The sequence below is a fragment of the Microvirga sp. P5_D2 genome, assembly GCF_054049475.1.
The window spans coordinates 29,871-53,263 of the sequence record NZ_JBFUMH010000012.1; the positions used below are offsets into that span (position 1 = coordinate 29,871).

The window sequence follows — 23,393 nt, forward strand, 5'->3', positions numbered from 1 at the left end:
AGCCAGCAACATCGATCTCATCGCTGATCGCAGTGAAGAGATGTGAGGGAGATGCCTTTGCTCTCGGTCAGTTTCTCGCCTCTCATTCCCGATTATGCGCTCTGGATCGTCGGCGCGGCCGCAGCCTTGCTCGCGATCCTCGCGCTCGTCTCGCGTGGCCCCATTGCGATCCTGCGGGCCGTTGCCCTTGCGCTCGTGCTGCTGGCGCTCGCCAATCCGTCGCTCGTGCAGGAAGAGCGCGAGAAGGTGAAGGACATCGTCGCGGTCGTCACCGACCGATCAACTTCGCAAACTCTTGGCGACCGCACGGCGATGACGGATCGCGTGCGATCGGAGCTGGAGCGCCGTTTCGGCTCTCTCACCGATATCGAGCCGCGCTACATCGAGGCGGATGACGGCAATGGCGATGACGGCACGCGCCTGTTCGCTGCGCTCTCGAACGGATTATCCGACGTGCCGCCGGATCGGCTGGCGGGCGTGATCTTCATCACCGACGGCGTGGTGCACGATATTCCACCCTCCATCGATGCGCTGGGCTTCCGCGCGCCGCTTCATGCGCTCATCACCGGCCGTCCAGATGAGCGCGACCGGCAGATCAAGCTGCTGGAGGCCCCGCGCTTCGGCATCGTCGGCAAGGAACAGACGATCCGCGCGCAGATCATGGAGCGCGGCGGCACGGGCTCCGCCCTCGTCACCCTTCGCCGCGACGGGCAGGTATTGGCGCGCCAGCAGGTACAGTCCGATACGCCGTTCTCGCTGCAGGTTCTGATCGAGCATGGCGGCACGAACGTGGTCGAGTTGGAGGTCGAGGGCCTTCCCGACGAGCTGACGCAGGCGAACAACCGCGCGGTCGTTCCCATCGAGGGCATTCGCGAGAAGCTGCGCGTGTTGCTGGTTTCCGGCGAGCCGCATGCGGGTGAGCGCACATGGCGCAACCTCCTGAAGTCGGACGCCAACGTGGATCTCGTCCATTTCACCATTCTTCGCCCGCCGGAAAAGCAGGATGGAACGCCCATCAATGAACTGTCGCTGATTGCCTTCCCGACGCGCGAGCTGTTCCAGCAGAAGATCAAGGATTTCGACCTCATCATCTTCGACCGCTACGCGAACCAGAGCATCCTGCCCTCGAGCTATTTCGAGAACATCGTGCGCTATGTGCGTGAAGGCGGCGCGATCCTCGTGGCGGCCGGTCCTGAATTCGCGAGCTATGGCAGCCTTGCGCAGACGAGGCTGGCGCCGATCATTCCAGGCCAACCCAACGGGCGCATCGTCGAGCAGCCCTACAAGGCCAGCATCACCGATACCGGCGAGCGCCATCCCGTGACGCGCGATCTTCCCGGCTCGGAGACATCACCTCCCGCCTGGGGCGAGTGGCTGCGCATCATCGGCTCGGAGGTTCAATCCGGCGCAACGCTCATGTCGGGCGCCAACGAATTGCCGCTTCTCGTGCTGCGCCGCGAGGACAAGGGCCGCGTCGCGCTGCTGCTGTCCGACCACGCTTGGCTTTGGGCGCGCGGCTATCAGGATGGCGGCCCGCATCTCGATCTGCTGCGCAGGCTCGCACACTGGCTCATGAAGGAGCCGGCCCTGGAGGAGGAAGCGTTGCGCGCCTCCGCCACCGGCCGCACCATCCGCATCGAACGGCAGACCATGGAGGAGACGGCGCAGCCCGTCACGCTGATCACGCCGAGCGGTGCCGAGAGCAACATCCCCTTGAACGAAACCCGCCCGGGCCTCTTCACGGCGGAAGTGGAAGGCCGCGAGCTGGGGCTTCACACGGTGCGCTCCGGCGAACTCGTCGCGTTCGTCAGCATCGGCCCGGCCAATCCGCGCGAGCTCATGGATGTGTTCAGCAACACCGAGTCCTTGGGGCCGATTGCGGAAGCCACGGGCGGCTCCGTGCGCCGCGTCGCGATGGCGGGCGACCAGAGCATCACGGTGCCCCGCATCCTCGCGATACATTCCGGCTCGCGCTTCTCGGGCGGCGACTGGATCGGCGTGAAGCCGAGCGACAGCGCCATCGTGCGCGGCGTCTCGGTGTTCCCGCTGGCGCTCGGTTTCCTGGGGCTGGTGCTGCTGATCGGTTCGACCCTGGCGGCATGGCTGACGGAAGGCCGCCGCCGGGCGTAGTCAGGTTTCCTTCGGCAGCGGAGACACAATCCCCTTGGCGCGAGAGAATGCGCCTTCCGCGAGTTCCGCGACAAGGAAGCGAGCGGGATTGACCGGGCCTGGGAGCTGCAATTGCTGCGGTGGAATGCGCCTGAAGCCGAAGCGGCTGTAATAGGGCTCGTCACCGACGAGCAGGACAAGCGTGTGCCCCTTCGCCTTGGCCGCCTCCAGGGAGCGGGCCATGAGGGCAGCGCCGATGCCCCGATTCTCGAAGGCGGGCTCCACCGTCAACGGGCCGAGCATCAGGGCAGGTTCCTCACCCGCCATGACCGGCGTCAGGCGAACCGAACCGACCAGCAGTGTGCCGACCATGGCCGTGAAGGAGAGGTCGAGGAGATGTCCCGCGCCTTCGCGCAGACGGGAGGCGGTGCGCGCGTAGCGGCCGGGGCCGAAGGCGCGCTCGTGCAGGCGCTCGATGGCCTCGGAATCGATGGGTTGTTCGGTGCGGATCAGGAGAGAGAGCTCAGTCATGAACGGACTCTAGGACGGAGGATGACGGACGAAGGGCAGGCCGGATGAGGCTTCAGCCATGTCGTCGTCGCAAAATCCGTCTGATGGTCATGGGCTCAACTTTTCTCAGGTTTCGTTGGCCATAGCAGCGTCGGGCACATGGCGCAAACGCTTCTCACCAAGTCGTGGAAGGCGGCTCGCCATCGAGGATCTCGGCAAGCCGTCGCCTTGTGGCCGCCGTGGTGCCTTCGGGAAGACTGTCGAGGGGAAAGAACCCGGCCTCGGCGATTTCCCGGTCAGGCTGCTTGGGTCCAAGAACCGTGAATTGCCGGATGACGTAAACCAGCACATGGTCGCGCCGGGATACCCGCCGGTTGAAGAAGACACCGGTCAGTACGGGCGGCTCATCAATGGCGATGCAGGCTTCCTCGCGCAATTCACGGGTCAGCGATTCCAGAGCCGTCTCCCCGGTCTCGACCCCTCCTCCCGGAAGGTGCCAGCCCGACACATAGGTGTGGCGGATCAGGAAGACTTGAGCTTGGTCATTGAGGACTACGGCTCGGACTCCCAGGGTCATGCCCCGGGCAAAGCGCCAGTAAGTATGGAGCCCCAAACTGACGAGGCGGGCTGTTTTACTGGGCCTTTTGGAGTCGGACATCGAACAAGTTGATCACAACAAGATTACGGGAACATGAACGAAGCTATTCTAGGAACGCATAGCTGAACTTTGAAAATGACGCGTGACCCGCATGCTACGAAGGTCTAATAAGGTGCCAACCAAAGGTGTTCCGATGTTTCTCGCCCTGCTTCTCTCCCGTTTCAACCGTACTGCCCGCTTTTCGTGGTCGCCTGCCCTCAACCTCGAGGACCGCACGATCTTCTCGACCCTGATCCCGGGCGCTCAGTACTAAGCTTCCTTCGGTCGGCTGGTTTCAGCCACACGAAGGCTTGGCCACACGAAGGCTTGGCCAGAGGGATCAATCCTGTTTAGAATATTTCTAAACAGGAACTGCCAGTATGAAATCCCTCTCCCAACTGACCGAGCGCGAGGTCATCGCGCTCGCTATCGCCAATGAAGAGGAAGATTCGCGGATCTATCAGCATTTCGCGGATCGCCTCCGGCCCGACTTCCCCGCCTCGGCCGAGATCTTCGACGGCATGGCGGAGGAAGAACGCGACCACCGCAACTCCCTCTATGATTTCTTCCGCTCCCGTTTCGGCGAGCATCTGCCCCCGATCCGCCGAGAGGACGTGCGCGGCTTCTTGAAGCGCCGCGCGGTCTGGTGGAGCCCCCATCTAGATCTCGACAGAATGCGCCGCGAGGCCGAGGTGATGGAGCTTCAGGCCGCGAGCTTCTACGAGAAGGCCGCCCAACAGACGCTGGATGTCTCGGTCCGTGAATTGTTCACGAAGCTCGCCGAGATCGAGCGCGGGCATGGGCGCAAGGCCACCGAGCTGCACGAAGTCCATCTCACCGAAAACGCGGAAGCGGCGGAAGAGCACGCCCGCAAGCGCCTCTTCGTCCTGCAATATGTGCAGCCGGGCCTCGCCGGCCTGATCGACGGCTCCGTCTCCACCCTGGCCCCGCTCTTCGCCGCAGCCTTCGCCACCCAGAACAACTGGGAGACCTTTCTCGTCGGAATGGCGGCCTCCGTGGGCGCGGGCATCAGCATGGGCCTGACGGAAGCGCTCTCCGACGACGGCGAGATCACGGGCCGTGGCTCCCCATGGCTGCGCGGCCTCGTCTGCGGCTTCATGACGGCGGCGGGCGGCATCGGGCATACCCTGCCCTATCTGGTGCCGGATTCCTGGCCCAACGCCTTCCTGCTGGCGACCACCATCGCAGCCTTCGTCGTGGCGGTGGAATTGGTTGCCATTTCCTGGATCCGCACGCGCTACATGGAGACGCCCTTCTGGAGCGCCGCCTACCAGGTGATCGTCGGCGGCGTGCTGGTGCTCATGGCCGGTATCTTCATCGGCAGCGCTTGACGCCGGAGCCCTGGCGGGCGAACTCTCGCCGGTTCACGCAGTCAGTCCCCATGTTTCGCATCGCCCATCTCACCGACCCGCATGTGGGGCCACTTCCCCGGCCCCGCCTGAAACAGTTGCTGAACAAGCGCCTGACCGGCTGGTACAACTGGCACCGCAGCCGCCATGACCACCACGACATGGAGCTTCTGGCCGTACTGGTGGCCGACATCCATGCCCAGAACCCCGACCACATCACCTGCACGGGCGATACCTGCAATATCGGCCTTCCCGACGAGTGGGAAACGTCCCGGGTCTTCATGGAAGGGCTCGGCGATCCCTCCCGCGTGACCTTCGTGCCCGGCAACCACGATGCCTATGTGCGCGGTTCGCTCGAAGGCCTTCTGAAAAAGGTCTCGCCCTGGACAAGGGGCGATGACGGCACCGAATCCGTCTTCCCCTATCTGCGGCGCTACGGGCAGATAGCTATCATCGGCCTGTCCTCCGCAATCCCGACCCTCCCCCTGGTGGCGAGCGGGCGCGTGGGGTCGAAGCAGATGAAGGCCGCCGAGGAGATCCTGGCGGAGCTCGGGCGTGACCCGTCCTGCTTCCGCATCATCCTCATCCATCACCCGCCTCATGTCGGCGGCGCGGACCCCGGCCGCAATCTGACGGATGCTCCCCGGTTCGAAGCCATGATCGGACGTGTGGGCGCGGAGCTGATTCTCCATGGGCACAACCATGTGGGCTCGCTCGCCCATCTCAACGGCCCGCGTGGCCCGATTCCGGTCATCGGCGCGCCCTCGGCCTCCGCGCGGGGCGGCACCCTTACCCACAAGGCCGGCTATCACCTCTTCACCATCGACCATGATGAGACAGGCTTCCTACTCAAGGCGGAGTTGCGGGGGCTGAGGCCGGACGGCACTGTGGGCGGCATGGGCATGCTCTCGCTGGCTCGTATTCGCCAGGCGGAACAGAACAGCTAGGCGGCAAGCCTGAAGGCATGAGCGGCGGGTCTTCAGACCCGCCGTTTTTATTTCGATTGCAGGAAGGCTTCGACCTGATCCCGCTTCGGGATCGGCGCGACGGCGCCTTTTCCGAGCGTCGACAGGGCAGCCGCCGCATTGGCGTAGGCCGTTGCCTTGAACGGGTCGCGATGCACGAGCCATTCGGCCAGGAACGCGCCGTCGAACGTATCGCCTGCTCCCGTCGCATCGATGGCCTCGACCGGATATGGGGGAATGACCTCAAGGCGATCCTTCGTCGCGACCATGGTGCCGTTCTTGCCCATGGTCAGAGCAACCACGCTGCATCCAAAGGCAAGATAGTACGCACAGATGTGCTCAGGCCGCTCTAAGCCTGTGAGCTGCTGCGCGTCGTCGAGACCGGGCAGGAGAATATCGGCCATTGCCGATGCGCCGTGAATGACGGCGCGCGCACGATCAAGCGGCCAGAGCTTCAAGCGAAGATTCGTGTCGTAGCTCACCACCGTGCCGTTCGCCTTCGCATGGCGCATGGCGGCATAGACGGCATCGGTGCAGCTCTCGGAGATGGCCTGACTGATGCCGGATGCGTGCAGGATGCGCGCGGAGGCGATCTGGGTCAGAGGCAATTCCTCGACAGTAACGAGGCTCGCGGCCGACCCCGCACGGGCGTAGGAGAAAACGTGTCCGTCCTCGCCGTAACTGATGAAATAAGCGCCGGTGCGGCCATCCTTGCGCAGGATCACGGAAGACGTGTCGATATCCTCGCTCTTCCAAAGCTTGAGGAAATCCTGGCCGAAGGAGTCGCCCCCCAACGCCGTGAAGATCGCTGTCTTCGCGCCCTGTCGCGCAGCCGCGACGGCCGTGTTGGAAACGTCACCGCCGTATCCCGGAAGGTACAGGCGCTCGCCGTCGCGATTCACTTCCGCGAATTCCATCAAGGGCTCGCCGAAGGTGAGAAGGTCGATGCTTTTCATGGGCTTCCTGCCGTTTTCGGAAATGCAGCCGGTCCGCCCTCGCCGATGGCGACGACCTTTCCGGGATTGAGAATGTTCTGCGGATCGAGTGCGCGCTTCACGCTGCGCATGAGATCGAGCGCCACCGCATCCTTGTAGAGCGTCAGCTCATCACGCTTGATGAGACCGATCCCATGCTCGGCGGAGATGGAACCGTTCATGCCGTGCACGATGTCATGCACGATGCGGTTGAAGCGCTCCCATTGTGCGAGATATTCGCCCTTGTCCATGCCGACGGGCTGGGACAGGTTGAAGTGAATATTGCCATCGCCGAAATGCCCGAAGGCGCAGACGCGCACGCCTTCCATCTCCGCCTCGCAGGCCTTCGTCGCGACATCGATGAACTCGGCAACGCGCGACACGGGAACAGCCACATCGTGCTTGATGGAACCGCCTTCGAGCCGCTGCACTTCGGAGAGGTGCTCGCGCAAGCCCCATAATGCCTGGCTCTGCGCTTCGCTGGAGCCGAGCACCGCATCCTGCACGAGACCTTCCTCGAAGCACTCTCCGAGAACGGCCTCCATCTGCCCTTGAAGATCCGCTTCCTTCTGCGGCGAGGAGAGCTCGATCAACGCGTAGGAATTGTGCTTTTCGGCAAGCGGGCGCACGGAACCCGGCATATGCTTCAACACGATGTCCACGCCGAACTCTGGGATGTATTCGAACGCCGTCAGCTGGTCGCCCGCCGCCTCGCGCAGACGCTGGAAGACTTTGAGCGCATCGTAGGGAGACTCGCAGCCGATAAAGGCGGTGACGCGCGCATGCGGTTTGGGGAAAAGCTTCAGCACCGCCGCCGTGATGATGCCGAGCGTCCCTTCCGAGCCGATGAAGAGATCCTTCAGGTCGTAGCCCGTGTTGTCCTTGCGCAGGCCCTTCAGGCCGTCCCACACGCGGCCATCGGCGAGAACGACTTCGAGGCCGAGCGTCAGATCCCGCATGTTGCCGTAGCGCAGAACGGCGGTGCCGCCCGCGTTGGTGGCAAGGTTTCCGCCGATGCGGCACGAGCCTTCCGAAGCCAGCGACAGCGGGAAGAGATAACCGGCATCGCTCGCCGCATCCTGCACCGCTTTCAGGATGGCTCCCGCCTCCACCGTAACCGTCGCGTTGACGGGATCGATCTCACGGATGCGATCCAGGCGGGTCAGCGACAGCACCACGCCGCCATAGGGAACGCCGCCGCCCACGAGGCCCGTATTGCCGCCCTGCGGCACGACGGGGATGCTCGCCTTCGCGCATTCCTGCAAGACGAATGCAACTTCATCACGATCCTTCGGGCGCACGACCGCCAGGGCTTCGCCGCGATAGAGACCGCGCGCCTCCGTGACATGGCCTTCGAGATCGCCCGCCGCCGTCAGCACATGGGCCGCGCCGAGCCGCGACGTGAGGGTCTCGATCAGGGCCGTGCCGGTCGCTGCTGATGCGGTCATCGTTATTCCTCCCGTAGACCTTCGTTCATTACGACTTGTGAAGCGAACCGCAAGGTGTAGGAAAGGAGAAAGACGGCCCTTGCCGGGCCACCATGAACAAGAGAGCGGTCACGAAAAGCCATGGCCTACGTCATTCCCACGCCCCCGATCACTGCCCTCCCCGTCGCCGGTTCCGGTGATCTCTTTCCCGTGCGGCGCGTCTATTGCGTGGGACGCAACTATGCGGCCCATGCCCGTGAGATGGGCGGCGACCCAACCCGCGAGCCGCCTTTCTTCTTTATGAAACCGGCCGACGCCCTCCAGGTTGTGCCCGAGGGCCGCGCGGTCGATCACTCTTACCCGCCCAAGACGCAGAACTACCATTTCGAAGTCGAACTCGTGGTCGCTCTCGCCAAGGGCGGCAAGGATATCCCCGTCTCTCAGGCCCTCGACCATGTGTTCGGCTATGCGATCGGCCTCGACATGACCCGACGCGACCTTCAGGACGAGGCCAAGCAACTTCGCCGCTCCTGGGAACTCGGCAAGGCGGCGGATTTCTCCGGCCCGGTCGGCCCGCTCCATCCCGCCTCGACTGTAGGACACCCGGCAAATGGCGCCATCTCGCTGTCGGTGGACGGGGCCGTGCGCCAGAAGGCCGACCTGTCTGACATGATCTGGTCCGTCGCCGAGCAGATCGCTTACCTGTCCTCCTATTTCGAGCTGGCGCCGGGCGATGTGATCTTCGCAGGAACCCCCGAGGGCGTGGGCGCGGTAACGCAAGGTCAGACCATGACTGGGACTATCGAAGGGCTTGGCGAGATCAAACTGCGGGTTGTTTAAGGTTCGCCAGCTGACACTTGCCTTTTGCAAAAGATTGGCTGTTACTGCCTTACGGCGCGGCCCCGCAGGGCTGCGAGCAATTCGGCCCGGGCGCAATCCGGGCCAAAGAATAAGGGAACGACTATGAATTTCGTTAAGACCATTAGCTTGGCTCTTCTCGGCTCCACCCTCGCCATCGGCGCGGCCTCGGCCCAGGAAAAGACCATCAAGATCGCCACCGAAGGTGCTTATGCTCCGTGGAACTTCACGGGCGCCGGCGGCAAGCTCGAAGGCTTCGAGGTGGATCTCGCCAACGAGCTGTGCACCCGCATGAAGGTGAAGTGCGAGATCGTCGCCCAGGATTGGGACGGCATCATCCCCGCCCTCACGGCCAAGAAGTACGATGCCATCATGGCCGGCATGAGTATCACCGACGAGCGCAAGAAGACCATCGACTTCTCGAATCCTTATGCAGCCGGCCCCAACGGCTTCCTTGTCGCCAAGGCCTCGCCGCTCGCCAAGATGCCGGGCACAGGACAGGCCTTCAACCTGTCGTCCCAGCAGGCAGCTGCCGAAAAAGCCATCGCCGATCTGAAGCCGCTCCTGAAAGGCAAGACCATCGGCGTCCAGACCTCAACCATTCACTCGAACTTCGCGGACAAGTATCTGAAGGACGTCGCCGAGGTCCGCGAGTACAAGACGACGGAGCAGCACGATCTCGATCTGGCCGCCGGGCGCATCGATGCGGTCCTGGCAGATGCAACGGCCCTGAGCGCCACGCAGAGCAAGCCCGAGTTCAAGGATTACGTGCTGGTCGGCCCTTCGATCACCGGCGGCCTTCTCGGCCCCGGCGTTGGCGCCGGGCTCCGCAAGGAAGACACCGAACTGAAGGCCATGTTCAACACAGCGATCGCAGCCGCCGCCGCGGACGGCACGATCAAGAAGCTGTCCGAGAAGTGGTTCAAGATCGACATCTCGCCGAAGGGCTGATCCCTGCCGGAAAATTCCTCAAGGCGCGGCTTCTGCCGCGCCTTTTTGTATGGAAACGGGCAAACTGCGACGCAAAACATCATTTTGAGCATTGTATTCGCCATGAATTGGGCTTGCACTGTCTCGCCTTTTGAATGTTAGCTTTGACGTGGCGGGCGGAAGACTCCGTCCGGATAAGATTCAGCCCAAGCTGATCAAGGGAACGACGATGAAGCTGTTGAAAACACTAGGATTGGGCCTCGTGGCCTCCGCCCTTGCCATGGGCGCAGCCTCGGCTCAGGAGAAGACGGTCAAGATCGCCACCGAAGGCGCCTATGCCCCGTGGAACTTCACGGGCGCCGGCGGCAAGCTGGACGGCTTCGAGATCGAGCTCGCCAATGACCTATGCGCGCGCATGAAGGTGAAGTGCGAGATCGTGTCCCAGGACTGGGACGGCATCATTCCTGCGCTCAACGCCAAGAAGTACGACGCCATCATGGCCGGCATGAACATCACGCCGAAGCGCCTCGAGGCCATCAACTTCTCCCGCCCCTACGCCACCGGCTCCCATGGCTGGGGCGTGCTGAAGGATTCGCCGCTGGCCAAGCTCGCAGGCCAGGGCAAGCGCATCAATCTCGACAAGGACCCCGAGGCGGCCAAGGCGATGATCGAGGAATGGAAACCGCTGCTGAAGGGCAAGACCGTCGGCACGCAGGGCTCGACCGTCAATGGCGCGTTCCTGGAGAAGTACCTGAAGGACACCGTCACCATCCGTGAGTACAAGACCACGGAGCAGCACGATCTCGATCTCGCGGCCGGTCGCGTCGATGCGATCTTCGCGGCGCAATCCTCGCTGAAGGCTTCGACCGAGAAGCCTGAGTTCAAGGACATGATGATCGCCGGCGGCGCGGTGGACGGCGACGTCCTCGGGCGCGGCGTTGCGGTCGGCCTGCGCAAGGACGATGCCGAGCTGAAGGGCATGTTCGACAAGGCGATCCAGGCCGCCATCGACGACGGCACCGTGAAGAAGCTCACGGAGAAGTGGTTCAAGATCGACATGGCCCCTCAGACCTGATGAGGGTTCGCAGAAACGGCGCGGGTTCGCGCCGGATGTGACATATGACGCCTCGCCCCGCGCCCGACGCGGGGCGGAGCCCATTCAGGAAAGTACAAACGCGTGCAGCAACTGAGCTATTTCGAGCTCATCGGGTTCGGCCCCAACGGATGGGGATGGCTTCTTCTCACGGCGACGGGCATGACGATCGCGGTCGCGATCTGTGGCTTCCTCGCCGGTTCCGTCGTCGGCACCTTCGTGGCCTGGGGCAAGATCGGCGGCAACGTCGTCATTCGCGGCCTCGCGGACGGATACACTACCGTTCTTCGCGGTATCCCGGATCTGCTCGTCATCTACCTCTTCTATTTCGGCGGCAGCGCGGCGCTCGGCGCCATCGGCAGCCTGTTCGGCGCTGAGGGCTTCATCGGTGTGCCCGCCTTCGTCACCGGCGCCATGGCCATCGGCATCGTATCGGGCGCCTATCAGGCGGAAGTGTTCCGCGGCGCATTCCAGGTGGTGAGCCGCGGCGAGTTGGAGGCGGCGCGCTCGGTGGGCATGCATCGCTGGCTCATGTTCCGCCGCATCATCGCCCCGCAGGTCCTGCGCTATGCTATTCCGGGCCTCGGTAACACATGGCAGCTGGTGCTCAAGGAATCCGCACTGATCTCCGTGACGGGCCTCGTCGAGTTGCTGCGCCAGTCGCAGGTGGCCGCGGGCTCCACGCGCCGTCCGTTCGATTTCTACATCACGGCCGCCATTCTCTACCTGCTCATCACCTGGGTTTCGACCTATCTCTTCCAGCGTGCGGAGACCCACTCGATGCGCGGCATTCGGAGGGCTTCCTGATGGATTTCGCCTTCATGTGGGAGGCCTTCCTGCGGTTGATCGCGGGCGTTCCGCTCACGCTCAACCTGGCTTTCACGTCGATTGCGTTCGGCGCAGTCTTCGCCATGCTGCTCGCGCTCATGCGCATGTCGAAGTTCAAGATCTTCAACTGGCCGGCGCAGGCCTATGTCTTCATGTTTCGCGGCACGCCGCTGCTCGTGCAGATCTTCCTGATCTATTACGGTCTCGGCCAGTTCAGGCCCACCTTGCAGGAATTGGGCCTCTGGGGCTTCTTCCGCGAGCCGTATTGGTGCGCGGTTCTTGCACTGACGATGAACACCGCGGCCTATGGCAGCGAGATCATTCGCGGCGGTCTCCAGTCCGTTCCGTACAATCAGGTCGAAGCAGCGCGCGCCTGCGGCATGTCGGGCTTCCTGCTCTTCCGCCGCATCGTGTTCCCGATTGCCGTGCGGCAGGCGCTTCCCGCCTATGGCAGCGAGATCATCCTGATGGTGAAGGCCACATCGCTCGCCTCCGTCATCACCATGATGGAAGTGACCGGGCTTGCGGCGAAGATGATTTCGCAGACCTTCCGCGCGGTCGAAGTCTTCGTCGTCGCGGGATTGATTTACCTTGTCCTGAACTTCGTAATCACACGCATCATCATGGCCATCGAATGGTGGCTCTCGCCTCACCTGCGCCGCCCGCCCGCCATCGAGGCGCGCCTGGACGCCGTCCATGTCTAACGGAGCCGCATCCTTGTCGTCCGAACTTACGCCCGCCGTTTCGATCAACAATCTGCGCAAGAGCTTCGGCTCCCTCGAAGTTCTCAAGGGCGTGTCCCTGAAGGCCAATGAAGGCGACGTGATTTCCATTCTCGGCGCGTCCGGCTCGGGCAAGTCGACGATGCTTCGCTGCATCAATATGCTGGAAGTGCCCGATGGCGGCGAGGTCCGCATCGGCGGCGAGGAGATCAAGCTGAAATCCACCCGCAAGGGGATGGTGCCGGTCGATCAGCATCAAGTGGATCGCATCCGCTCCCGCGTCGCCATGGTGTTCCAGAGCTTCAATCTCTGGTCCCACATGACGATCCTGGAGAACGTCATCGAAGCGCCCGTTCATGTGCAGAAGCGCCCGAAAGCGGAATGCATTGCGGAAGCGGAAGAGCTGCTCGCGAAGGTGGGCATTGCGGACAAGCGCAACCAATACCCCTCTCACCTCTCCGGCGGTCAGCAGCAGCGTGCTGCCATCGCGCGTGCGCTTGCCATGCATCCCAAAGTGATGCTGTTCGATGAGCCTACATCCGCGCTCGATCCGGAACTCGTCGGCGAGGTTTTGCGCGTGATGCGCTCGCTCGCCGAGGAGGGCCGCACCATGCTGGTGGTCACTCACGAGATGGGATTTGCCCGCGACGTATCGAACCGGGTCGTGTTCCTGCACAAGGGCATGGTCGAGGAAGAAGGCGCACCGGCCGAGGTATTCAGCGCTCCGAAATCCGAGCGCTTCAAGCAGTTCATTTCAAGCCATCGCTAGAACTTCTTCCAGCAAACTCGAACCGCAAAGAAAAGAGCCGTCTCCACGACAATGGAAACGGCTCTGTTTTTTCAGCGTCGCTCGATCTGGCGTATCGGCGCCTGCGGCGGAGGTTGGTAGCTGTCCCCGCTGGGGTAGCCGCGCCATTCCTCACGCATCTGTACCGGCTGCGAGCGCGGTATTATCAGACCGAGCACTGCCGGAACAGCCAGGATCAACAGGGATACCAAGCCCCACACGAACACGATGGCGCCAAGACCGAGGCCGCGCAGGGTAGCAAGAGCCCATGCGAGCCATTCGACCGATTCAGGGTTTCCTCCGACCATGTCCGCATTACGGACCGCCATATCGCCGAACAGGTCGAGAAGCCCATAGGCGCCCCACGCCACGAGGGACCAGAGCGCGACAGCGATCCAGGCAACAGCCCAAAGCAACCGCCTCATGATCAGCGCTCCCCGACACGAACCGCTGTGCCCTCGATTTCATGAGGACCGCGCTTCGCAATACCAAGGTGGTCGTGGATGATACGCAGGTTGCGCTGGTTCGACTTGAAGAAGACATCGAACACGTCGCCCGCGAACGGAATGGCGCCAACCGCCGTATCCACCGCCACATTGCCGACCATACGGGCGATCTTCCAGCGCGGCAGTCCGAGCTGGCGCGCCTCCCAGATGATATAGCTGGCGAGCGCCGCCGAGATCGCATCGCCGACGCCGGGCACGAGGCCCAGCACGGCATCGAGACCGACGCGGCGGTTCAGGCCGGGAATGAGGACGGCGCTGTCCAGGAGCTTCGCCAGCAGACCGATGCGGGCAAGCGAATCCGCCTGAGTCGGGCCTGCAGCCCTCAGTGCCTCGAACATGTCTCCACGTGCAGCCTTCATTCCAGTCTCCAAATGCCGATGTTACGGCTCGCAACATGATATGAGTATCAGCAAGGGCCGCTACAAGACCTCAAGATTAATATCTTATAACATTAGTAATACATCATATAACATTTAGTATTGGAAAATTCTTCAAGGCTATAACCGTTGCAAAATAAGGCATTGAGAAATCAATACTCCTTTTGAGTCCACCCTCATCCTTTGCCAGCTCTTGCCTCGATAAAGTGTCCAGTTAGTTTGTTGGCCCTAAGCGGGAAACGCGGGTGTCAGTTTACTGACCAACAACAAAGTATTGCCGTCGAGGGAGGACCATCCACGCGGCTCTATACATGTGGGGGCTCAGAACGGGGAGATCCCGATGAGCACCAAATCTCGAGTGCGTCTTGCGTTTTGGCTCGCCTGTACGGCGGGCATAGTATCCTCAAGCCTGACACCGGCCCTCAGTTCAGATGAAATGCCTCTGCCGCCGGCGGCCTATGCCAGCCTGCCTTCGAACGACCGGATCAACGAATCCAGCACCACCGGCTCCCTGCCCAATACGGGCCAACTCGGTGTCAAAACCCTCTCCGGCTTCGCATCCTTGGTGGCGCAGGGTTCCATCACCCTTCGCGCGAGCGCGCCGACCAACTGCCTTCCCGGAAATCTGCGGGAGGTGGTTGCGGATGTGGCAGGCAAGTTCGGGCCTGTCAGCGTCGAGTCGACCCACCGAAGCTCCGGCCGCAACTGGCGCGCGGGCGGTGCCCGGCAGTCCCTTCACCTCTCCTGCCGTGCCATCGATTTCCGGGTCCGCACACGCACCCGCGGCGTCATGGCCTATCTTCGAGGACGTTCCGAAGTGGGCGGCCTGAAGGTTTATGGAAACGGCATCATCCACATCGATAACGGATCGCGCCGATCCTGGTAGAGCGAAGCTGGCACTTGCGGTGAAAGTGTAGGACACTTAAGCCCATGTTCGAGACCTTCACCCATCGCCGGATCGAAACCTCCGAGGCCGTCATCAATCTGCGGCACGCAGGAAACGGCCCGCCGGTCCTGCTGCTGCACGGGCATCCGCAAACGCATGTGATGTGGCACCGTGTGGCGCCGCAACTCACTGAAGCCTACACGATCGTCTGCGCCGATCTTCGCGGCTACGGCGACAGCTCGAAACCGCCGACCACTGAGGACCATGTGCCCTATTCGAAGCGCGCCATGGCGCGCGACATGGTGGAGGTAATGCAGCAGCTCGGCTTCGAGCGCTTTGCCGTTGTCGGCCATGATCGCGGCGGGCGCTGCGCCTACCGCATGGCGCTCGATTATCCTGAGCGGATTGTTGCGCTATCGGTGCTCGACATCCTGCCCACATGGGAGCATTTCACGCGCACCGACATGGCCTTCGCCATGGGCTACTGGCATTGGTTCTTCCTCGCGCAGCCTCATCCAATTCCCGAAACCCTGATTGCCGCGAGCCCGGACATCTTCTACCTGCGGCGCGGCCGCTCCATGTTCGACGAAGACGCTCTCGCCGAATACAGGCGCTGCTTCACAAATCCCGAAACGATTCATGCCATGTGCGAGGATTATCGCGCGGGCGCGACCATCGACATGCAGCTCGACGGAGACGACAAGCAGGCCGGGCGGCGCATCCAATGTCCGGTGCAGGCACTCTGGGGACAGAAGAACGGACTCGAGCGCTGGTACGATGTGCTTGCTGTCTGGCGCGATTGGGCGGGCCACGTGGAAGGGCACGGAATCGATTGCGGCCACTACCTCGCCGAGGAAGCGCCGGAGGAAACATTAGCGGCGCTCAAGCCGTTTCTGGAGCGCGCATTCAGGCCTTGAAGGTTTCGATTCGTGCGACACGGAGCGAAAGAGGAAACTGGATGGTTCGCAGCTTTTCCGAATCTCCCCAAGCCTTCAATAAATCACGCCTGAATTGCTCGACAGGCTCTCGCCCCAAAGCCTTCTCCGCATTGCGCACGGCCGACCAAGTATCGGCATAGCCGATGAGCTGCAGCGCGCTCCATTGCACCTCGATGGCAAGGGGCGGCACTGTCACTTCATCGAATGGAAAGCTGAGGGAGCGATAGCCGTCCTCCACATGGCGGCGCTCGGAAGGCCAATAGGGGCCGACCACATCCTTGTAGAAATGCCGGATGGTGCCGTCGATGTCGGGATCGGCCTGGATCACGCCATAGGTGATCAGCGCCAGCACGGCACCGGGTTTTCCCACACGACACGTCTCCGCGTAAAACGCATCGAGGTCGAACCAGTGGGCAGCCTGCGCCACCGTGATGAGATTGAACGTGTTATCGGCTAACCCGCTGCTTTCCGCCGGTGCAAGGCGGTATTCCACGCGCTCATGCGCTTCTGCCTTCTCGATCTGCTGCGCGCTGGCATCTGTGCCGACCACGCGCTTGAAGCGCTCCGCGAGCAGGATCGATAACTGCCCCGTTCCGCATCCCACATCCAGAACCGCATCTTTGTGCTCGCAAAGGCTCGCGAGATAATCGATGAGCGTGCGCGGATAGGTTGGGCGATACGCGGCGTAATCGCCCGAGCGTGCGGAGAAGTGATCTTTGAAAGACATGGCTTACCGCCCGGAAAATGGCTCGATAGCAATGCCATTCGCCTCGAGCTTCTGGCGAACCGTCCTGGCCATCGCGACAGCGGTCGGCTCATCGCCGTGCACGCAGATCGTATCGATCTCGACGGGAATGTGCTTGCCGGATGTGGTGATGACCGCCTTGTCCTGCACCATCCGAAACACCCGTTCCGCAGCAGCATCGGCATCGTGCAGCACGGCACCCGGCTTCTTGCGGCTGGTGAGCGTTCCGTTGTCCTCGTAGGTGCGGTCGGCGAAGATCTCGCGCGCCACCTTCACGCCGAGCGTATCCGATGCCTTTTCCATTAGGAGACCGGGCATGCACACATTGATGAGGCTTGCATCGACGCCCTTGATCGCGCAGGCGATGGCGATCGCCAGATCCTCATCCTCATTCGCCATGTTGTTGAGCGCACCATGCACCTTCACATAAGTGACCTTGTGCCCGGCCAGGGATGCCACCGCCTGCATGGCGCCGATCTGATAGGCGATCATGCGTTCGATCTCGGCAGGCGTGTCGCCCTTGATGAAGCGACGCCCGAAGCCATGCAGGTCGTTGAAGCCGGGATGCGCGCCGATAGCAACGCCCTTGCGCTTCGCGATCTCCGCCGTGCGGAACATGATCGACGGGTCACCCGCGTGGAATCCGCAGGCGATGTTGGCGGAGGAAACGATGTCGAGCATCGCCTCGTCGTCTCCCATGGGCCAGGGGCCGAAGCCTTCGCCCATATCGCAGTTCAGATCGACCTTCATGACACTCACACCAGAACGGGCTGCGCCTTTTGCGCGCCTACATGGAACACACGCTTGTAACGTTCGACTTCCGCACTCGGTCCCATCGCCTTCGTCGGGTTGTCCGACAGCTTCACCGTCGGGCGCCCATCGGCGGAGATGACCTTGCAGACGATGGAGATCGGGTCGAGACGTCCTTCAGGCGCAAGGCCGCGGAAATCGTTGGTGAGCAGCGTGCCCCAGCCATAGCCGATGCGCATGCGGCCCCGGAAATGGTTGTGGATGCGCTCGATCACATCGACATCGAGACCATCGGAAAAGATGGCGAGTTTCTCCGCCGGGTTCTGCCCACGCTCACGCCACCAGGCGATAGCCTCTTCCCCGCCCGCAATGGGATCTTTCGAGTCGACGCGGATGCCTGTCCAGGACGGCACCCATTCCGGCGCGTTCTGGAGGAAGTTCGTGGTGCCGTAGGTATCGGGCAGGATGACGAGCAGGTTGCCCTCGTAATCCTCCTGCCAGTCGGCCAGCACGCGATAGGGCGAGAGAGCCATTTCCTCGTCGCTGTTCGCCAGCGCCGCATAAACCATGGGGAGTTCGTGAGCGTTGGTGCCGACGGCCTCGACCTCCTGGCGCATGGCGATGAGGCAGTTGGACGTGCCGAGGAACGACGTTCCCAACCCCTCCATCATCGCCTGCACGCACCAATCCTGCCACAGGAAGCCATGGCGACGGCGGGTGCCGAAATCGGCAATGGAAAGATCCGGCATCGTCTTCAGCCRCTCGATCTTCTCCCACACACGGGTCATGGCGCGGGCATAGAGCACCTGAAGCTCGAACTTGGCCATGCCCCTCAGAACTCCGCGTGAGCGCAATTCGTTGAGAATGGCGAGCGCCGGGATCTCCCACATGGTGGTCTCGATCCAGGGGCCGTGGAAGGTCAGCACGTACTGGCCGTCTTCCTTCTCCAGCAGGTATTCGGGAAAGCGGAAGGTCTCGAGCCAGTCCATGAATTCCGGCGAGAACATCTGGCGCTTGCCGTAGAAGGTGTTGCCTCTGAGCCATGTGGATTCGCCACGCGTCAGGGACAGGCTTCGCACATGGTCTAGCTGCTCGCGCAGTTCGCCTGCATCGATGATGTCGGCCAGACGAATGCGGGTGGTGCGGTTGTGAATGCCGAATGTGACCTGCACGTCCCGATGGCGGCGAAAGATCGTCTGCGCCATCAGGAGCTTATAGAAGTCCGTATCCAGCACCGACCGGACGATCGGATCGATCTTCCAGGTATGGTTGTAGACCCTGGTCGCGATATCCGCCATCGCCTGCTCCTCACCGTTTAAGGAGGCGAGACCATAGCGAAGCCTTGGCGAGGATGAAAGGGTGCCCGGCTCCGTATACAGGCCGAACAGGACCTAAGGCGGCAGAACATCGACCTGAATCGAGGAATAATAGGCCGCAACATCGGCCATGTCCTGGTCCGACAGCTCCTTCGCTACGATGTTCATGCTCTCGTTCTTGCGAGTCTCGGTCTTGTACTCACCCAGGGATTTCACGAGATAGCTCTCGATCTGGCCCGCGAGGTTCGGAGCCTCCGGGTTTTTGGAAAGGCCGTCCAGCCCATGGCAGGCCTGGCACGTCGTGATCTTCTGGCGCCCGGCCTTGGCATCCCCTGCGCCTGCGGCGCTCGGAGCAATCATCGCCAGCATAGCCGCCAGGATAAGAATCTGCTTCATGTCGATGCTTTCCGAAAAGGAACAGGCGCGCCAAGAAKGGCGCGCCTGCCGGGATGCTGTCATTGACCTTCGTAGGAGATGCGGTAGATCGCACCCGCCGTGTCGTCGGACACGAGGAGCGAGCCGTCGAGGAGGACGGCCACATCCACCGGTCGGCCGAGATATTCCCCGTTCTCCGTCAGCCAGCCTTCGGCGAAGACCTGGGGCTTGTCCGCCGTGCCGTCGGGCTTCAGCGGCGTAAACATGACCCGTGCGCCAATCGGTTTGGTGCGGTTCCAGGACCCGTGCTGGGCCGTGAAGAAGCCGCCCTGATATGAGCGCGGGAACATGCGGCCGTTATAATAGACCAGTCCGAGATCGGCCGCGTGCGGCGGCATCTCGGACTGGGGAGCCACGGTGCCGGCCGGCACCTGATCATCCTTGTATTCGACCGTGCGAACCGTGCCGCCGCCGTAATAGGGGAAGCCGAAGTTCTGGCCCATCTGCACGGAGCGGTTCAGCTCGCCCGGAGGCTGGTCGTCACCCATGCCGTCGACCTGATTATCGGTGAACCACAGGGATTTATCGGCCAGATTGAAATCGATGCCCACCGAGTTACGGATACCGGTTGCATAGACTTCGCGGTTCTTGCCATCCTGATCCATGCGGATGATGCCGCCGATGCCAGCCTTCCGGAAAAGCTCCAGCTTGTCCTTCGGCGGTACGTTGAAGGGCTGACCGAGAGCGATGTAGAGCTTGTTGTCGGGCCCGACGCGGCAGACGCGGGCCGTGTGGTTGAAGCTCTCCTCCGTCGGCGGGATCAACTCACCCTGTTTCACGACAATACCGGCCGCTACATCGGGACCTTCGTAGAAGAACTCAGCCGCCGGGAATTGCAGCACCCGGTTCTGCTCGACGACATAGAGCATGCCATCGCGGGAGAAACAGACTCCGTTCGGGATCTTGAACTCGACGGATGGCGCGAACTGCTTCACCTCGTCCGCCACACGATCCTTGTCGCGATCCGTCACCACATAAACATTGTTCTTGCGCGTTCCGACAAAAACGACGCCGGCATTAGGCCCGACAGCCATGTGCCGCGCATCCGGTACGACGGCATAGAGATCGATCTTGAAGCCTGCAGGCAACTTGACCTTCTCGAGATTTTTGCGAATGGCGTCGGCCCGTCGGCCTTCCTGCGGAATCTGCTTGGGCTCGACGGTGCCCGTGCTCTGAAATGTTTGGAGCTTTTCGAGATTACCGCTCGGCTGAGGCGCAGGCTGGGCAAGACTTGATGATGCAAACGCTACAGTGGAGACGGCGGCAAGCCAGACGAACTTCATCGTTCCCTCCCTGGGAGCGCCCCCTTTGCTGATTTATTGTTGCCGGACGGATTCCTCCGCTTTTGCTTATTGTCCTTGATGATACTCAAGCTTTCGCGCGAAAGAAACACGAAAGAAAGAAGTAAATCAGGTCAACAAAAAGGGCCGCGTGGCGGCCCTGATTGCTTGAACGTTTGGTGTCGAAGATCAGCTGAGATTGACCTTCGCCTGATCGCCCGGATGCGGCGGCTTTCCGGTGATGGCCGCCTTCGCATATCCGTAGAGGTGCACGATGGTGGACGACGGGCTGTCCCAGTATTCACCACCTTGCGGATGCACGCGGATGAGGGCGATCTGCGGATCGTCAACGCCTTCCGGGAACCAAGCACGCAGCGGCTCCGACCACTTATCCTGAATCGTCGCCTTGTCCCGTACGATCTCGGCCTTTCCGGTGACCGACACATAAGTCTGGCCCTTCGGGTCGCTGTAGGCGAGGTTCACCTCGTTGTCGCGCGAAAGCTCCGTGGTCTTCGGCGACTGGATCTGCGTGAAGAACCAAAGATCTCCGTGCTCATCGGCCTCCTGGCTGTGCATGGGACGGCTGTGCAGCTTTCCCTCGGTATCGACAGTCGTCATCATGGCGATCTTCACATCCTTGATGAGCTCGTAGAGCTTCGCGGCATTCGGATCGTTATGCCCGTGCTGGTGCATCATTGACTCCTTGGAAATCTCGAAACGCATCCCGGGTCAGCGCGGCAGGGCAAGCCGCTCCGGCCGCCCGAGGGTCGGGTGGACAACGGACCAGCTGCGGATTGGTTCAGGATCCTGCTTTCATCCGCGCGAGGACGCCTTAACGCGGAGCGTTTCGCCCTATACATGAGGCTAAGAATCTGTTGTCGGATCGAGCCCAGGAGTATCCATCGTGGCGATCACCCGTGAAGATGTGCTGCAGGCGTTGTCGGCCGTGCCGGTCGATGCCAACGGAACGAACCTTGCCGCATCGGGGCGCCTCTCCGACGTCCATATCGACGATGCGGGCCGGGTCATGTTCTCCATCGCCATCGAGCCATCGGAAGCCACCGCCATGGAGCGCGTGCGTCAGGCCGCTGCGATTGCCGTGCAAGGCCTGCCGGGTGTGAAGGGCGTCTTCGCCAGCCTTACAGCCGACCGTGCTCCCGGCTCCCCTCCCGCGGCACCCTCCGCCCAGCAACGCCCCCGCGCTGCCGCGCAGCCCAAGAACCAGCGCATTCCGGGCGTGCAGCATGTGATAGCGGTCGCCTCCGGCAAGGGCGGCGTCGGCAAGTCGACCACCGCCTGCAATCTGGCGCTTGGCCTTGCGTCCCTGGGCCTCAAGGTGGGCATTCTCGATGCCGACATCTACGGCCCTTCCATGCCCAAGCTTCTCGGCATCCACGGCAAGCCCCGGCTGCTCGAGAATCGCGTTCTCGAACCCATGGAAGCCTACGGCCTCAAGGTCATGTCCATCGGCTTCCTGGTGGAAGAGGAAGCGGCCATGATCTGGCGCGGCCCCATGGTCATGTCGGCGATCACGCAGATGCTGCGCGAGGTAGCCTGGGGCGATCTCGACGTGCTCGTGGTGGACATGCCCCCCGGCACCGGCGACGCCCAACTCACCATGGCACAGGCGACGCCCTTGGCCGGAGCCGTGATCGTCTCCACGCCGCAGGATCTCGCCCTTATCGATGCCCGGCGCGGCGTCTCCATGTTCAAGCGCGTGGAAATTCCAATCCTAGGCATCGTCGAGAACATGGCGACCTTCGTCTGTCCCCATTGCGGCGAGACTTCCCATATCTTCGGCCATGGCGGTGCACGGGCAGAAGCCGAGCGCCTCGGTGTTCCCTTCCTGGGCGAGGTGCCCCTCAACATGTCGATCCGCGAATTGTCGGATGCGGGCCGCCCCGTGGTCGCGGTCGAGCCGGAAGGGCCTCATGCCGCGACCTATAAGGACATGGCGCAACAGATCTGGTCCGCCCTGTCCGGAGGCGCTGCGGCTCGCCCGACTCCGCGCATCGTGATCGAGTAAGGCTACATGGCGCCCTACCCCGCCACACTGGGCGTCATCCTCGGCGGCGGACTGGCACGCCGCATGAATGGGGCCGACAAGGCTCTGCTGGAATTGGAGGGCCGCCCGCTGCTCTCCCATGTTCGTGAACGGCTTGCGCCGCAATGCGAGGGCCTGATCCTCAATGCAAATGGCGACCCGGCGCGGTTCGGCGCTTTGGGCCTGCCGATCGTGCCGGATTCGGTTTCCGGTCACCTCGGGCCGCTGGCGGGAATCCTGGCAGCGCTCGAATGGACAGCCATTCACCGCCCCTCCCTGGAATGGGTCGTCAGCGTTCCGGCGGATACACCTTTGATCCCGCAGGATCTTGTCCAGCGGCTCCATAATGCGCGCCGAGCTGAAGGCCGGCCCCTCGCCTGCGCCTCATCGGCTTCGCGTGATCACTTCGTGATCGGGCTATGGCCTGTCCGCCTGAAGCAGGATCTCCTACAGGCTCTCGTCGAGAAGGATATGCGCCGGGTAGAGGACTGGGTGCGACCTCATGGATTGGCGCGGGCTGAGTGGTCCGCCGAACCAAGCGATCCATTCTTCAACATCAACACACCGGAGGATCTCGCGAAGGCGCATGGGCTGGTTGAGCCCAACACCGTCCGCCGCTAAGAAGCGCGGCGGATGAGCCAGATCGGGAGAAATGCAATGGTGGAACTGGACCTGTCCGGCCTGAAATGCCCGCTGCCGGTGCTGCGCACCCGCAAAGCCCTCTCGTCCATGGAACCCGGCGATCAGCTTCGCGTCACCTGCACCGACCCTCTGGCCGGAATCGATGTGCCCAATCTTATTCGCGAACTCGGCGATGCCCTTCTCGATCAGCAGCACGATGGCAACACGGTCATCTTCGTCATCCGCAAGGCGCAGGTATAAAAAAGGCCCGGCTTCGAGCCGGGC

Annotated in this window: 26 protein-coding genes; 14 read left to right on the forward strand and 12 right to left on the reverse strand. The window is 62.4% G+C overall.

Annotated features, from left to right (window positions below; genetic code table 11):
• Nucleotides 1-57: 57 nt before the first annotated feature.
• The gene (locus tag ACXJKO_RS06335; RefSeq protein WP_457090283.1) at nucleotides 58-2,130 is read left to right on the forward strand and encodes a hypothetical protein; all 2,073 of its coding nucleotides are present in this window, start codon (nucleotides 58-60) and stop codon (nucleotides 2,128-2,130) included.
• Here ACXJKO_RS06335 and ACXJKO_RS06340 read toward each other — a convergent pair whose 3' ends face one another.
• Together ACXJKO_RS06340 and ACXJKO_RS06345 are read right to left on the reverse strand one after the other, a co-directional pair.
• A complete protein-coding gene (locus tag ACXJKO_RS06340) occupies nucleotides 2,131-2,640 on the reverse strand; it encodes a GNAT family N-acetyltransferase (RefSeq protein ID WP_457090243.1) in 510 nt (169 codons plus the stop codon).
• Between the two features lie 154 nt (nucleotides 2,641-2,794).
• Nucleotides 2,795-3,277, reverse strand: a complete 483-nt coding sequence (locus ACXJKO_RS06345; RefSeq protein WP_457090244.1) for an NUDIX domain-containing protein — start codon at nucleotides 3,275-3,277, stop codon at nucleotides 2,795-2,797.
• A gap of 359 nt (nucleotides 3,278-3,636) precedes the next feature.
• On the opposite strand from ACXJKO_RS06345, the gene mbfA reads away from it, so the two are divergent.
• Nucleotides 3,637-4,608 carry an iron exporter MbfA gene (mbfA, locus tag ACXJKO_RS06350; RefSeq protein WP_457090245.1) on the forward strand — a complete coding sequence of 324 codons (972 nt, stop codon included), beginning with the start codon at nucleotides 3,637-3,639 and terminating at the stop codon, nucleotides 4,606-4,608.
• Between the two features lie 50 nt (nucleotides 4,609-4,658).
• Nucleotides 4,659-5,573, forward strand: a complete 915-nt coding sequence (locus tag ACXJKO_RS06355) for a metallophosphoesterase family protein (RefSeq protein WP_457090246.1) — start codon at nucleotides 4,659-4,661, stop codon at nucleotides 5,571-5,573.
• Nucleotides 5,574-5,620: 47 nt separating this feature from the next.
• Here ACXJKO_RS06355 and ACXJKO_RS06360 read toward each other — a convergent pair whose 3' ends face one another.
• Nucleotides 5,621-6,547 (reverse strand): sugar kinase, encoded by a 927-nt coding sequence (locus ACXJKO_RS06360; protein WP_457090247.1) that lies wholly within the window; start codon nucleotides 6,545-6,547, stop codon nucleotides 5,621-5,623.
• Complete coding sequence (locus ACXJKO_RS06365) at nucleotides 6,544-8,013, reverse strand: FAD-binding oxidoreductase (RefSeq protein ID WP_457090248.1); 1,470 nt, start codon at nucleotides 8,011-8,013, stop codon at nucleotides 6,544-6,546. Before ACXJKO_RS06365 ends, ACXJKO_RS06360 begins: the two co-directional genes overlap by 4 nt.
• Before the next feature lie 120 nt (nucleotides 8,014-8,133).
• On the opposite strand from ACXJKO_RS06365, the gene ACXJKO_RS06370 reads away from it, so the two are divergent.
• The 6 genes from ACXJKO_RS06370 (at nucleotide 8,134) to ACXJKO_RS06395 (ending at nucleotide 13,192) form a co-directional block, all read left to right on the forward strand.
• The gene (locus tag ACXJKO_RS06370; protein WP_457090249.1) at nucleotides 8,134-8,832 is read left to right on the forward strand and encodes a fumarylacetoacetate hydrolase family protein; all 699 of its coding nucleotides are present in this window, start codon (nucleotides 8,134-8,136) and stop codon (nucleotides 8,830-8,832) included.
• A gap of 123 nt (nucleotides 8,833-8,955) precedes the next feature.
• Nucleotides 8,956-9,801, forward strand: a complete 846-nt coding sequence (locus ACXJKO_RS06375) for a transporter substrate-binding domain-containing protein (RefSeq protein WP_457090250.1) — start codon at nucleotides 8,956-8,958, stop codon at nucleotides 9,799-9,801.
• A 208-nt stretch (nucleotides 9,802-10,009) separates the two neighbouring features.
• A complete protein-coding gene (locus ACXJKO_RS06380) occupies nucleotides 10,010-10,855 on the forward strand; it encodes a lysine/arginine/ornithine ABC transporter substrate-binding protein (RefSeq protein ID WP_457090251.1) in 846 nt (281 codons plus the stop codon).
• 102 nt (nucleotides 10,856-10,957) lie between these two features.
• Entirely contained in the window at nucleotides 10,958-11,680 is a 723-nt protein-coding gene (locus ACXJKO_RS06385) for an ABC transporter permease (protein WP_457090252.1), read from the forward strand.
• Nucleotides 11,680-12,405 carry an ABC transporter permease gene (locus tag ACXJKO_RS06390; protein ID WP_457090253.1) on the forward strand — a complete coding sequence of 242 codons (726 nt, stop codon included), beginning with the start codon at nucleotides 11,680-11,682 and terminating at the stop codon, nucleotides 12,403-12,405. The genes ACXJKO_RS06385 and ACXJKO_RS06390 overlap by 1 nt, the downstream gene beginning before the upstream one ends.
• Complete coding sequence (locus tag ACXJKO_RS06395; protein WP_457090254.1) at nucleotides 12,398-13,192, forward strand: ABC transporter ATP-binding protein; 795 nt, start codon at nucleotides 12,398-12,400, stop codon at nucleotides 13,190-13,192. Before ACXJKO_RS06390 ends, ACXJKO_RS06395 begins: the two co-directional genes overlap by 8 nt.
• A 71-nt stretch (nucleotides 13,193-13,263) precedes the next feature.
• Here ACXJKO_RS06395 and ACXJKO_RS06400 read toward each other — a convergent pair whose 3' ends face one another.
• Together ACXJKO_RS06400 and ACXJKO_RS06405 are read right to left on the reverse strand one after the other, a co-directional pair.
• Complete coding sequence (locus ACXJKO_RS06400) at nucleotides 13,264-13,635, reverse strand: hypothetical protein (protein ID WP_457090255.1); 372 nt, start codon at nucleotides 13,633-13,635, stop codon at nucleotides 13,264-13,266.
• 2 nt (nucleotides 13,636-13,637) lie between these two features.
• Entirely contained in the window at nucleotides 13,638-14,075 is a 438-nt protein-coding gene (locus ACXJKO_RS06405; protein WP_457090256.1) for a DUF4112 domain-containing protein, read from the reverse strand.
• Nucleotides 14,076-14,433: 358 nt separating this feature from the next.
• On the opposite strand from ACXJKO_RS06405, the gene ACXJKO_RS06410 reads away from it, so the two are divergent.
• Nucleotides 14,434-14,979 carry a YcbK family protein gene (locus ACXJKO_RS06410; RefSeq protein WP_457090257.1) on the forward strand — a complete coding sequence of 182 codons (546 nt, stop codon included), beginning with the start codon at nucleotides 14,434-14,436 and terminating at the stop codon, nucleotides 14,977-14,979.
• Nucleotides 14,980-15,023: 44 nt separating this feature from the next.
• The gene (locus tag ACXJKO_RS06415) at nucleotides 15,024-15,896 is read left to right on the forward strand and encodes an alpha/beta fold hydrolase (RefSeq protein WP_457090258.1); all 873 of its coding nucleotides are present in this window, start codon (nucleotides 15,024-15,026) and stop codon (nucleotides 15,894-15,896) included.
• On the opposite strand, the gene ACXJKO_RS06420 is transcribed toward ACXJKO_RS06415, so the two are convergent.
• The 6 genes from ACXJKO_RS06420 to ACXJKO_RS06445 form a co-directional block, all read right to left on the reverse strand.
• Nucleotides 15,886-16,644, reverse strand: coding sequence for a class I SAM-dependent methyltransferase (locus tag ACXJKO_RS06420; RefSeq protein WP_457090259.1), 759 nt, complete (start codon nucleotides 16,642-16,644; stop codon nucleotides 15,886-15,888). The two genes, ACXJKO_RS06415 and ACXJKO_RS06420, sit on opposite strands and share 11 nt — an antisense overlap.
• 3 nt (nucleotides 16,645-16,647) lie before the next feature.
• Nucleotides 16,648-17,412, reverse strand: a complete 765-nt coding sequence (locus ACXJKO_RS06425) for a LamB/YcsF family protein (protein ID WP_457090260.1) — start codon at nucleotides 17,410-17,412, stop codon at nucleotides 16,648-16,650.
• 5 nt (nucleotides 17,413-17,417) lie between these two features.
• Nucleotides 17,418-18,710, reverse strand: coding sequence for a nicotinate phosphoribosyltransferase (gene pncB, locus ACXJKO_RS06430; protein ID WP_457090261.1), 1,293 nt, complete (start codon nucleotides 18,708-18,710; stop codon nucleotides 17,418-17,420).
• 93 nt (nucleotides 18,711-18,803) lie between these two features.
• Nucleotides 18,804-19,124, reverse strand: a complete 321-nt coding sequence (locus tag ACXJKO_RS06435; protein ID WP_457090262.1) for a c-type cytochrome — start codon at nucleotides 19,122-19,124, stop codon at nucleotides 18,804-18,806.
• 59 nt (nucleotides 19,125-19,183) lie between these two features.
• The gene (locus tag ACXJKO_RS06440; protein WP_457090263.1) at nucleotides 19,184-20,446 is read right to left on the reverse strand and encodes a PQQ-dependent sugar dehydrogenase; all 1,263 of its coding nucleotides are present in this window, start codon (nucleotides 20,444-20,446) and stop codon (nucleotides 19,184-19,186) included.
• 186 nt (nucleotides 20,447-20,632) lie between these two features.
• Nucleotides 20,633-21,136 carry a pyridoxamine 5'-phosphate oxidase family protein gene (locus tag ACXJKO_RS06445; RefSeq protein ID WP_457090264.1) on the reverse strand — a complete coding sequence of 168 codons (504 nt, stop codon included), beginning with the start codon at nucleotides 21,134-21,136 and terminating at the stop codon, nucleotides 20,633-20,635.
• 211 nt (nucleotides 21,137-21,347) lie between these two features.
• Between ACXJKO_RS06445 and ACXJKO_RS06450 the strand changes: the two genes are divergently transcribed.
• From ACXJKO_RS06450 to ACXJKO_RS06460, 3 genes are read left to right on the forward strand one after another with little or no spacing between them, the layout of a single operon-like run.
• On the forward strand, nucleotides 21,348-22,469 hold the full coding sequence (locus ACXJKO_RS06450) for an Mrp/NBP35 family ATP-binding protein (protein WP_457090265.1): 1,122 nt from the start codon (nucleotides 21,348-21,350) through the stop codon (nucleotides 22,467-22,469).
• Nucleotides 22,470-22,475: 6 nt separating this feature from the next.
• Nucleotides 22,476-23,108 carry a molybdenum cofactor guanylyltransferase MobA gene (gene mobA / locus ACXJKO_RS06455; RefSeq protein WP_457090266.1) on the forward strand — a complete coding sequence of 211 codons (633 nt, stop codon included), beginning with the start codon at nucleotides 22,476-22,478 and terminating at the stop codon, nucleotides 23,106-23,108.
• 12 nt (nucleotides 23,109-23,120) lie between these two features.
• Nucleotides 23,121-23,369 (forward strand): sulfurtransferase TusA family protein, encoded by a 249-nt coding sequence (locus ACXJKO_RS06460; RefSeq protein ID WP_457090267.1) that lies wholly within the window; start codon nucleotides 23,121-23,123, stop codon nucleotides 23,367-23,369.
• The last annotated feature ends 24 nt before the right edge of the window (nucleotides 23,370-23,393 follow it).